Origin of the sequence: Streptomyces sp. NPDC007863 (genome assembly GCF_040633895.1) — a bacterium.
Taxonomy (GTDB): domain Bacteria; phylum Actinomycetota; class Actinomycetes; order Streptomycetales; family Streptomycetaceae; genus Streptomyces.
This window is the reverse complement of record NZ_JBEYEI010000022.1, coordinates 133,345-142,975: the sequence shown is the minus strand read 5'-3', so window position 1 is coordinate 142,975 and position 9,631 is coordinate 133,345. Positions and strand designations below refer to the sequence as shown.

Sequence of the window (9,631 nt, the reverse complement as noted above, 5' to 3'; positions counted from 1 at the left end):
CATGACGTCCACACATCCCGCAAGACCGGCACCACCACGTCCCGGACCACGCAGTCGACCACTCCGCGACCACGCCGCTCAGGTTAAAGATCAAGCTAGGCCGGCTGCCGCCTCAAGGGCGAGAGCAGGGGACCGGCAGCCCTGCCGAGCTGTGGCCGGGCGCCGGGCGCCGGGCGCCGGTCGAGCGGGCCGGCAGACGCCGTACGGCATGCACCGCTGTAGCCGGGACGCTCCGCTGCCTCACTCGCCGGCATCCGGGAGGAACCACGGTGCCCTGTAGGTGCTCCGCTTCGCGTACCTCGTCGGCCACCCTTCCACTAGGTAGGAAGCCGCGCCGCGTGCGGGCATGACGACGAACGGCTCACCGTTGTTGTCGATCTCCTTCTTCCGGTCCTTTCCGTTCTCCTTCCATTCGACGGTGAGGGTGAACCGGTAGCCGTGCTTCAGCCCGTAGGGGACCACGTAGATCTTCAGGGACTTCTCGGGGTCGGGCTCGGCGGGAAGTCGCTCCGGCTGCTCTCGTCCCCCGACCTTCGGAGGACGCCCCACGATGGAGTAGGTCTTGCCCGCCGATCTGTCCAAGTCGAAGGCGAACGTCCTGACCTCGACCCCTCCGCCCTGACAGATGTACGTCAGGTGGGTGCCCCGTTCGGGCGGCGGCAGTGTCTTCTTGATGTTGACGACCACGTTGTCCACGGAGACCGTCACGGGTTTGGTTCGCTGGAGCGTCAGCTCGATGATCTGGTACTCGGCGGCAGCACCCCCGGCTTCGTGGACCTGTTCCTCGCTCGGATACCCCTTGATGAAGCGGTCGAGCTTGGAAACCGGCTGGGGGAAGACGTATCCACCGCCGTTCTCGCAGGTGTTCACAGGGTTCACGGCCTTCGCGTGAACGGCGAGCCCCGCCGCCGGCGGGAAGAAGTAATCCCGGATCTTGCCGAAGCCGCTTTCGAGGGCCCCGGTCGTCAGCTCGACCGTGACAGCGATCACCACACCGCCCAACACGGCGAGGACCTTACGGCGACGGGACGATGACGGCCCAGCGTCCTGGGCCTCGGGCGAACGACGGTTCACAAAGGCACTGTAATGGAGTGAAAGCGCTGATATCCGGATGATCCTCTTGAGAGGCTGGTGTCGTCCTGCCGGTATGGCCAGATCACGCCCTGCGCCCGACCCCGCATGGACGCGTCAGCCGCGGCAGTGCCCCGGGCGGGACGCGTACGGCGTGGCCCTGGAGCCGTCCACGCCCACTTCGAGCCGGCCGATCCTCTCGATCTCGACGACGACGCGGTCGCCGTCGCTCAGGGGCCGACTCCGGCAGGGGCACCGGTCGCTCTCACGTCGCCGGGGTACAGCGTCATCTCCACCAAGGCGAGCCCGCCCTGGGTGACGTCGAGGACGCCGAGGTCGGTGATGACCCGGTCGACGCTGCCGCGACCCGTGAGGGGGAGGGGCACTCCTCGACGAGCTTCGGGGTGCCGTCCTTGGCGGTGTGTTCCATGAGGACGATGACGCGGCGCGCGCCGTGGACGAGGTCCATGGCGCCGCCCATGCCCGTGACCATCTTGCCGGGGACCATCCAGTTCGCCAGATCGCCCGCCGTGGAGACCTGCATGGCGCCGAGGACGGCGGTGCCGAGGATGCCGTTCTCGGAGTGCAGCACCACGTGCACGCCGGACGGGACGTGGGCGGGGATCAGGGTCGGCGGGCCGATGCCGAGGTTGACGTAGGAGCCGTCGGTCAGTTCGGCGGCGGCCCGGGCGGCCATTTGGTTGCGGTTCCAGGCCATCAGGCGCGCACCGTCCTCTTCTCGATCTGCTTGTCGGCCGCCTGGGCGGGGGTGAGGGGGACGACGCGCTGGACGAAGACGCCGAGCAGGTGGACCTGGTCGGGGTCGAGGGCGCCGGGTTCGACGAGTTCCTCGACCTCGGCGATCGCGGTCCGTCCCGCCATGGCGGCCAGGGGGTTGAAGTTGGCGGAGGCGCGGCGGAAGACGAGGTTGCCGTGCCGGTCGCCGCGCCAGGCCCGTACGAGGGCGAAGTCGGTGGTGATCCCGTGCTCCAGGACGTGCGGCGGGCCGTCGTGGGCGTGGGTCTCCTTGGCGGGGGAGGCGACGGCGACGGTGCCGTCGGGGCCGTACCGTCAGGGCAGCCCGCCGTCGGCGACCTGGGTGCCGACGCCGGCCGGGGTGTAGAAGGCGGGCATGCCGCAGCCGCCGGCCCGCGGCCGTTCGGCGAGGGTGCCCTGCGGGACGAGTTCGACCTCCAGCTCCCCGCTCAGGTACTGGCGGGCGAACTCCTTGTTCTCCCCGACGTACGAGCCGGTGACCCGGCTGATGCGCCCGGCGGCGAGCAGGATGCCGAGGCGCGGACGCGACCCCGCCCACCCGCAGCCTCTCGTCCGGTGGCAGGATGCCCGGTCATGGGCGACCGCAGGGGGATCACATGACCGCTCAAGGCATACCCGGCTCGGCAGAAGGCTTCGGCGTCTTCGCCGTCGATGCCGACTGGCCGGAAACGCGGCAGGTCACGGGGCACGGCTACGACCGAGCCTCTGGCGACGTCCACGTATACCTGTGGTTCGGTTCTCCACGCTTCGACCCCGAGGTCCCCCACGTCACGGTCCTCAGCGCTTCCTCCGGCAACGCCGAGGCCGGCGAGGCCCTGGAGCGGGCCTTCGAGACCTTCTACCACCCCGACGAGGAACTTCCGGCCCGCCTGCCGGTCTTCGAACCGGTCACCGTCACCACGGACGGGAATCCCGTGGCGTTCGAACTCTGGCGCAGCAGCGGCCACCCCCGCTGGGTCGCACGGGGGCGCGTCGAGCACACCGACGTGATCCTGTCCGGAGCCGGGGTCGACCCCGGCGAGCTCAGCCTGGTCCGGGTGACGGACCTGACCTCGTTCTCGACCCCGTTCGCGCCCTTCGGATAACCGGCCTTCGGCGCGGTGACAGCTGCGCTCGGCTCGCAGCCGGGTCAGCCCGGATGCCGGCCGGTCGCGACAGCCGCAGCCCGACGCGAGTGCCCGCCGCGCGTGGACCGTGCTGCGCCACCGCCTGTACGCCGAGCGTTCCTCCCCGCCCCCTCCGCCCGTGTCGCCGTCCCATCCCCGTCCCGGCGGACGGGGAATCATCCCAGCTCGGACGGCTGGAACCGTCCCACCGTCCCAGCGGGACGGCGATCGTTGCGGCGGCCCGGGGCGTCCTGCCAGCGTCCTCCTCGTTCGACACCGCAGCAGCACCGAACGAAGGGAAAGAACGCATGCGACAGAGCGTCATGACGAGGTCGATCGTCAGCGCCACCGCCGTGGTCGGGCTGGCGGTCGGGGCCTTGGCGGGTGCCGGTACGAGCTTCGCGGCGTCCGCCCCGGCGGCCCAGGCGCCGGCGGTGAGCGCCGGGTCCTTCGGCGCGCTCGTCACCCAGAACCTCGGCCTGACCACCACGCAGGCCATGGCCGTTCAGGGCTGGCTGAAGACGCACTGGTCCTACACCGGCAGCATCGACGGCCTTCTCGGCACCAACAGCTGGAAGGCGATGCAGCGCTTCCTGGCGAAGTACTTCGACTACACCGACCCGATCGACGGGATCGCCGGCCCCGACACGATCAGGGCCCTCCAGCGCTTCCTGGCGTTGGACTGGAGCTACACCGGCGGCATCGACGGCGTCGCGGGCCCGGGCACCAGGGCCGCGTTCGCGCGGTTCGCCGACTCCATCTGATGCGGACCCCGGACGAACGAGGGAAAGAGCGCATGCGACAGAGCGTCATGACGAGGTCGATCGTCAGCGCCACCGCCGTGGTCGGGCTGGCGGTCGGGGCCTTGGCGGGTGCCGGTACGAGCTTCGCGGCGTCCGCCCCGGCGGCCCAGGTTCCGCCGGAGAGCGCCGGGCCCTTCGGCGCGCTCGCGATGTACAACTTCGGTCTGACCAGTGAGCAGGCCAAGAACGTCCAGCGCTGGCTGGCCCCGCGCTACGACTACGAGGGACCCATCGACGGTCTCCTCGGCACCGACAGCTGGAAGGCGATGCAGCGCTTCCTGGCGGCGCACTGGCACTACAAGGGTCCGATCGACGGGATCCCCGGCCCCGAGACGACCAAGGAGCTGCAGAAGTACCTGGCGGCTGCCTTCGGTTACACGGGTCCGATCGACGGGATCGCGGGCCCGGGCACCAGGGCCGCGTTCGCGCGGTTCGCCGACTCCGTCGGCTGACCCGGACCGGACGAACGAGAGGGGAAAGGCATGCGATCCATGATGAGGCCGATCATCAGCGCCACCGCCGTGGTCGGGCTGGCGGTCGGGGCCTTGGCGGGTGCCGGTACGAGCGTCGCGGCGTCCGCCCCGGCGGCCCAGGCGCCGGCGGTGAGTACGGGGTCCTTCGGCGCGCTCGCGACCCAGAACTTCGGCCTGACCACCACGCAGGCCAAGAACGTCCAGCGCGTTCTGGCCGACGTCTGGGGCTACGAGGGGTCGATCGACGGCCTTCTCGGCACCAACAGCTGGAAGGCGATGCAGCGCTTCCTGGCGAAGCACTGGGACTACACCGACCCGATCGACGGTATCCCCGGCCCCGACACGGTCAGGGCGCTGCAGCGTTTCCTGGCGGCGGCCTCCGACTACAACGGTCCGATCGACGGCATCGCGGGCCCGGGCACCAGGGCCGCGTTCGCGCGGTTCGCCGACGCCCTCGGCTGACCACCCGCACCTCACGAATGAACGAACGAACGAACGAGCGAACGAATGAATGAAGGGAAGGGAACGCATGCGACCGAGCGTCCTGACAAGGTCGATCGTCAGCGCCACCGCCGTGGTCGCGCTGGCGGTCGGCACCCTCGCGGGTGCGGGCACCAGCTTCGCGGCATCCGAACCGGCTGCCCGGCCGGCTGCACAACCGGCCGTGAACGCCGAGGCATTCGGCGTGCTCGCGACGGAGAACCTCGGCCTGAACAGCGCGCAGGCCAAGTCGCTCCAGCGCTGGCTGGCCCTGCACTACGACTACGACGGGTCCATCGACGGTCTCCTCGGCACCAACAGCTGGAAGGCGATGCAGCGCCACCTGGCGGCGACCTGGGACTACGACCTCGCGATCGACGGGATCCCCGGCCCCAACACGATCAAGGCGCTGCAGCGCAGCCTGCGGGGCTACGGCTACACGGGGCCGATCGACGGCATCGCCGGGCCGGGCACCCGGTCCGCGTTCGCCGTGTTCGCCGGCTCGCTCGACTTCTGATTCTCATCCGTACGCGCCTGCCTCACCTCGTCACGGGGGAGGCGAGGCGGGCGCGTGCCCGGACGAGGACGCCTGGCTACCGGAGTCCGGCGTCAGGAGTCCGGTGTCAGGAGTCCGGCATCAGGAACCCGAGATCAGGGGCTCGGCATCAGGAGCTCGACTTCGCACTCGGCCTCAGGGCCCGCTCGCAGTGGGGCCAGTCGCCGAAGTCGCGATCGCGGCTCCACAGCTTCCGGGCTGCCTGGATGTTCCACTCGGGATCAAGCGCCTGGCCGGGCGTCCCGCCGAGTTCCGCGAGACGTGCGTCGGAGATCTGGAACACCCCCCAGTTCCTGGTGCCGTTGGTGTTCGGCAGGATGTGCAGCGGGTCCAGGAACGACTGGCAGTCCGCGATGGCCACGGCGTCGTCGGGAACCTCCGCGAACACCTCCCGGACGCGCTGCCGGACCCGCTCCGGAGCCCACGTCTCCATCCGTACCGGCGACTCGTAGAGCGCCTTCTTCGTGGGCACCCCGACGACGCCGTTCGGTACGAGCCCGGTGAGCACCTGGAAGGCCGTGACCCGGCGCAGGGTCTCCGGCCCGAAGGACCCGTCCACGCCGATGCGGGCTCCGTGTTCGCGGAGCCGGAGCTGTACTTCGCGTACGCAGGCGTCGTTCTGGCCCATGCTGACGACGGGCCCGCAGGCGTCCGTGAACAGCGGCCGTGCGTCCGTGGGGACGTCGTCCGTGGCGGTGGGGGAGAAGGTGGAGACGAGGCCCCAGGCCGTGAGGGAGAGGACGAGGGCGGTGACAGCGCCGATGACCGTGAGACGCCACCTGTGCGGTCCTCGTCCGGCCGCCGCCTCGTCCGGCGCCATCTCGCCGCCGCCCTCGGATGCGGATAGGGATTCGGATACGGATTCGGGGGCTGATACGGATGCGGGGACGGGTGCGGGCGCGGGGACGGGTACGGGCGCGGGGACCGGCACCGGGGAGGCTTCTTCCGCCTCCGCGACGCTCTCCCGGCTCTCCCGGCTCTCCCGGCTCTCCGGACTCTCCGCGTTCCGTTCCGTGTCGGCCAGGGCCCAGAGCCGGTGCAGCTCGCGCAGCTCGGTGGGGGTGGCTCCGCAGGCGACGCCGATGCGGTGCGCGAGGCCGTAGTCCGGAGGGACGGAGGCCCCCGCGCAGTAACGGTGGAGGCTGGAGCGGCTGACACCCGTCTTCCGGGCGAGCGTCTCGTAGCTGTAGTCGGCTCTCTCCCGTAACTCGCGCAGCCGGGACGAGAACCGCTCCGCTTCGGTGAATCGTTTCATGTCGACTCCGTGTGTGCCCGGCCGCGACGTCCGCGACGCCCGGCCGACCAATCTGCCAGAACTGCCGCGGTGAGTCTCGTCGTTGCGGCCGACCTGCATGTTGTCGGGCAATAGCCCGGAAAACGGAACGCAAGAGGCATAGGAGGTACGGATGGGACGCGGGAAGATCCGCGAGGCGCTCACCCTCACCGGGGTGGCGCTCGCACTGATGCTCGCCTCGTCGGCGACGACGGCCGGCGCGACCGGCCGCCCCGCCCCGGAAGGGGCGGCGGCGGGCGCCGCGTGCGGGTACTCCGACGCGCGGCCGACCCTGAGGCGTGGGGCGACCGGTGCGGACGTCAAGGAGGCCCAGTGCCGACTCAACCTGACGATGGAGACCGCCCATTACGCTCCGCTGGCCGTCGACGGCGACTTCGGCGGTGGGACGGAGAACCGGGTCGTCCAGTTCCAGCTGTGCGCCGGTCTGGGCGCGGACGGGATCATCGGCCCGAACACCTGGGCCGCGCTGGAGAACTGGTCCGCTCGCGGCACCTTCTGTGAACCGCCCCGCCCGGCGGGCTACGTCGTCGACGGCGTGGACACCTCCGTCTACCAGTACCCCGGAGGCGCGGTGATCGACTGGAACGACCTGCGCGCCGACGGCGTCGAGTTCGCGACCGTCAAGGCCACGCGGGGCCTCGACGTCACCGACCCGTACCTCGCCACCGACCTGGAGGCGGCACGGCAGGCCGGGCTCGCGGTCGCCCCGTACCACTTCTACACCGCCGCCACGGCTCCGACGGGCCCCGCCCAGGCGGACCGCTTCATCGCCGCCGTCCGCGCGACCGGCTACACCGGCCACCGCCCCGGAGACCTGCCGCCCGTCCTCGACCTGGAGCGCATGGACGACGGCACGAGCCGCTGCCCGATCCACGGCTCCGTCGCCGACGTGACGGCGTGGCTGGACCGGGTCGAGGCGGCGTTCGGCCGGAAGCCGGTCATCTACACCCAGAAGTCCTTCCTGGACGACTGCATGGACTCGACGACGGCCTTCGCCGGGTACGCCCTCCAGCTCGCGGACTACCGCCAGTCGATCACCCGGCCGCCGCTGCCGGCCGGCTCCACGAGCTGGCTCATGTGGCAGTACACGGCCTCCGCGCTCTTCGACGCCATCAAGGCCCCGGTGAACGCGGACGTCTTCAACGGCACCCACGCCGACCTGGACCGCCTCGCGAACCGCTGACGGTCAGCCGATACGGGCCACGGAGGCGGCCCAGGCGTCGGGGCAGGGAGACGGCGGCGGGGCTGCCGCTCGCCCGCTACCGGTAGGCCGCCGACTGGACTCCGTACAGCTCGGCGTAGAGGTCGGCGCGGGCGATGAGTTCGTCGTGCGTGCCCGCTTCGTGGATGCCGCCGTCCGCGACCACCACGATCAGGTCGGCCATGCGCACCGTCGAGAAGCGGTGCGAGACGAGAACGGTGATCGCCCCGGTGGCCGCGCCGACCCGCGCCGCGTTGCGCGCGTAGCGCTGGAAGAGCCGGTGCTCGGCCTCGGCGTCCAGCGCGGCCGTCGGCTCGTCGAGGACCAGCAGCAGCGGCGCTTCGCGCATCATGGCCCTGCCCAGGGCGAGTTGCTGCCACTGCCCGCCGGACAGGTCCGTGCCCCCCGTGCGGCTCTTGCCGAGTACCGTGGCGAGTCCGTTGGGCAGGCCTCGGACCACTTCCTCGGTGCCGGCTCTGCGGAGGGCCGCGGTGACCGCCGCGTCGTCGCCCGCCCGGGGCAGGTCGCCGACCCCGACCGCCTCGCGCGCGTCGAACTCGAAGCGCACGAAGTCCTGGAATCCGGCGGCGATCCGCTGGTGCCAGTGGGCTGGTTCGGTCGTGGAGAGGTCGAGGCCGTCCACCAGGATGTGGCCCGAGGTCGGCTCGTACAGCCGGCACAGCAGTTTGACCAGGGTGGTCTTGCCGGCGCCGTTCTCGCCGACGATCGCCACGGTACGGGCGGCGGGCAGGGTCAGGCTGACCTCCGAGAGGACCGGGCGGTCGGCTCCCGGGTAGCGCAGCGCGACGTTCCGCAGTTCGATGCCCTTCGTCAGCCGCCGTGGCACCGGACGCGTCGGTGCCGTGCGTCGGTACGGGACGGGGGAGGGGGTCGGGGAGGGGGCAAGGGGAGGGACCTCGGGGGTGCCTGTCCGTGCGGCCGTGACCTCGGCGCGGACTCGGGACAGCCGGCGGAAGGCCCGGCCGGACCGCTGGATCTGCTGGAAGAGCGGCACGGCCGCGCCGACCTGCTGGTTGACCTGCGCGGCCAGGACGACCGACAGCACCACGTCACCGACGCCGCCGTGACCATCGACCGCCGTACGGATGACGAGGAGGAGGCCGGCCGCGTATCCGCAGGCGAAGACGGTCTGACCGCCGGCCTGCCACAGCGCGGCCCGGAACTGGGACCTGGACAGCTGCCGGCCGGCCTGCTCCCACGCCTCCTGGCGGCGCCGCCGGATCTGGTCCGCCAGCCGCAGGGTGCGGAGTTCCTTGGCGGTGGCCGCGGTCGTGGCCAGCTCCACCATGTGCAGGTTCGCCCGGGTGGCCGCGGCCGTCGCCTCGCGCGCGCCGTCGAGGATCGCGGCCGCGCGCCGGGCGGCGTGCAGGGAGGGCAGCGCCAGCAGGGGCAGGACCAGCAGCAGCGGATCGACCGACGCCAGGAGGATGCCGGTGAGCACCATGGACACCGCGAGCGAGGATCCGGCCAGGACGGCCTGGAGCCCTTCGCCCATGCGTTGCATCTCCTGCTTGAGCAGGGCGAGTTCGTCGGCGAGCCGGGGGTCCTCGACCTGGGCGAGGCCGGCGTCACGGTTCGCCGTCTCGAAGAGCTTCCCGTCCATGGTGAGGACGGCGAGTTCGGAGATCTCGAAGTAGGCGATGTGGGCGAAGTGGGCGAAGGTCAGCGCGCCCAGTGCCCAGAAGGCGACGCCGACGCCGTTCCACGCCGCCCCCGCCGCCTGTCCGGCGACCACGTCGTCGGACAGCCGCTTGAGCCAGAGGGCGGCGAGCGGGGCGGCCGCCGCGTTTCCGGCCATCAGGAGGAGTGCGACCAGCAGTTTGCGGGGGTCCTGTCGCCAGGACATCCG

At 71.3% G+C, this 9,631-nt stretch carries 9 protein-coding genes and 2 pseudogenes; 6 read left to right on the top strand and 5 right to left on the bottom strand.

Translation table 11 applies throughout. From position 1 onward, the window contains the following. Window positions 1-240: 240 nt before the first annotated feature. From ABZ621_RS30650 to ABZ621_RS30640, 3 genes and pseudogenes are all read right to left on the bottom strand, one after another. Window positions 241-1,074 (bottom strand): hypothetical protein, encoded by an 834-nt coding sequence (locus ABZ621_RS30650; RefSeq protein WP_360609684.1) that lies wholly within the window; start codon window positions 1,072-1,074, stop codon window positions 241-243. A gap of 227 nt (window positions 1,075-1,301) precedes the next feature. Continuing rightward, a pseudogene (locus ABZ621_RS30645) lies at window positions 1,302-1,789 on the bottom strand (CoA-transferase). After that, window positions 1,789-2,364: pseudogene (locus tag ABZ621_RS30640) on the bottom strand (CoA-transferase); the annotation flags it as partial. The pseudogenes ABZ621_RS30645 and ABZ621_RS30640, both read right to left, overlap by 1 nt. Before the next feature lie 80 nt (window positions 2,365-2,444). On the opposite strand from ABZ621_RS30640, the gene ABZ621_RS30635 reads away from it, so the two are divergent. The 5 genes from ABZ621_RS30635 to ABZ621_RS30615 all read left to right on the top strand — a co-directional run bounded on the left by ABZ621_RS30635 (window position 2,445) and on the right by ABZ621_RS30615 (window position 5,227). Next, window positions 2,445-2,933: a hypothetical protein gene (locus ABZ621_RS30635; protein ID WP_360609683.1), complete on the top strand. Its 489-nt coding sequence runs from the start codon at window positions 2,445-2,447 to the stop codon at window positions 2,931-2,933. Window positions 2,934-3,262: 329 nt separating this feature from the next. Beyond that, on the top strand, window positions 3,263-3,718 hold the full coding sequence (locus ABZ621_RS30630; RefSeq protein WP_360609682.1) for a peptidoglycan-binding protein: 456 nt from the start codon (window positions 3,263-3,265) through the stop codon (window positions 3,716-3,718). 32 nt (window positions 3,719-3,750) lie between these two features. Next, a complete protein-coding gene (locus ABZ621_RS30625; protein ID WP_360609681.1) occupies window positions 3,751-4,209 on the top strand; it encodes a peptidoglycan-binding domain-containing protein in 459 nt (152 codons plus the stop codon). A gap of 30 nt (window positions 4,210-4,239) precedes the next feature. Next, window positions 4,240-4,692: a peptidoglycan-binding protein gene (locus ABZ621_RS30620; RefSeq protein WP_360609680.1), complete on the top strand. Its 453-nt coding sequence runs from the start codon at window positions 4,240-4,242 to the stop codon at window positions 4,690-4,692. A 67-nt stretch (window positions 4,693-4,759) separates the two neighbouring features. After that, window positions 4,760-5,227: a peptidoglycan-binding protein gene (locus ABZ621_RS30615; protein ID WP_360609679.1), complete on the top strand. Its 468-nt coding sequence runs from the start codon at window positions 4,760-4,762 to the stop codon at window positions 5,225-5,227. A gap of 148 nt (window positions 5,228-5,375) precedes the next feature. Here ABZ621_RS30615 and ABZ621_RS30610 read toward each other — a convergent pair whose 3' ends face one another. Further along, window positions 5,376-6,521, bottom strand: coding sequence for a helix-turn-helix domain-containing protein (locus ABZ621_RS30610; RefSeq protein ID WP_360609678.1), 1,146 nt, complete (start codon window positions 6,519-6,521; stop codon window positions 5,376-5,378). A gap of 151 nt (window positions 6,522-6,672) precedes the next feature. On the opposite strand from ABZ621_RS30610, the gene ABZ621_RS30605 reads away from it, so the two are divergent. Beyond that, complete coding sequence (locus ABZ621_RS30605; protein WP_360609677.1) at window positions 6,673-7,743, top strand: GH25 family lysozyme; 1,071 nt, start codon at window positions 6,673-6,675, stop codon at window positions 7,741-7,743. A gap of 76 nt (window positions 7,744-7,819) precedes the next feature. Here ABZ621_RS30605 and ABZ621_RS30600 read toward each other — a convergent pair whose 3' ends face one another. Continuing rightward, complete coding sequence (locus ABZ621_RS30600) at window positions 7,820-9,628, bottom strand: ABC transporter ATP-binding protein (protein ID WP_360609676.1); 1,809 nt, start codon at window positions 9,626-9,628, stop codon at window positions 7,820-7,822. Window positions 9,629-9,631 lie beyond the last annotated feature (3 nt).

Coding starts and splice junctions, on each gene's coding strand:
- ABZ621_RS30635 (WP_360609683.1), top strand. CDS start 2,445: ATGACCGCTCAAGGCATACCCGGCTCGGCAGAAGGCTTCGGCGTCTTC.
- ABZ621_RS30630 (WP_360609682.1), top strand. CDS start 3,263: ATGCGACAGAGCGTCATGACGAGGTCGATCGTCAGCGCCACCGCCGTG.
- ABZ621_RS30625 (WP_360609681.1), top strand. CDS start 3,751: ATGCGACAGAGCGTCATGACGAGGTCGATCGTCAGCGCCACCGCCGTG.
- ABZ621_RS30620 (WP_360609680.1), top strand. CDS start 4,240: ATGCGATCCATGATGAGGCCGATCATCAGCGCCACCGCCGTGGTCGGG.
- ABZ621_RS30615 (WP_360609679.1), top strand. CDS start 4,760: ATGCGACCGAGCGTCCTGACAAGGTCGATCGTCAGCGCCACCGCCGTG.
- ABZ621_RS30610 (WP_360609678.1), bottom strand. CDS start 6,521: ATGAAACGATTCACCGAAGCGGAGCGGTTCTCGTCCCGGCTGCGCGAG.
- ABZ621_RS30605 (WP_360609677.1), top strand. CDS start 6,673: ATGGGACGCGGGAAGATCCGCGAGGCGCTCACCCTCACCGGGGTGGCG.
- ABZ621_RS30600 (WP_360609676.1), bottom strand. CDS start 9,628: ATGTCCTGGCGACAGGACCCCCGCAAACTGCTGGTCGCACTCCTCCTG.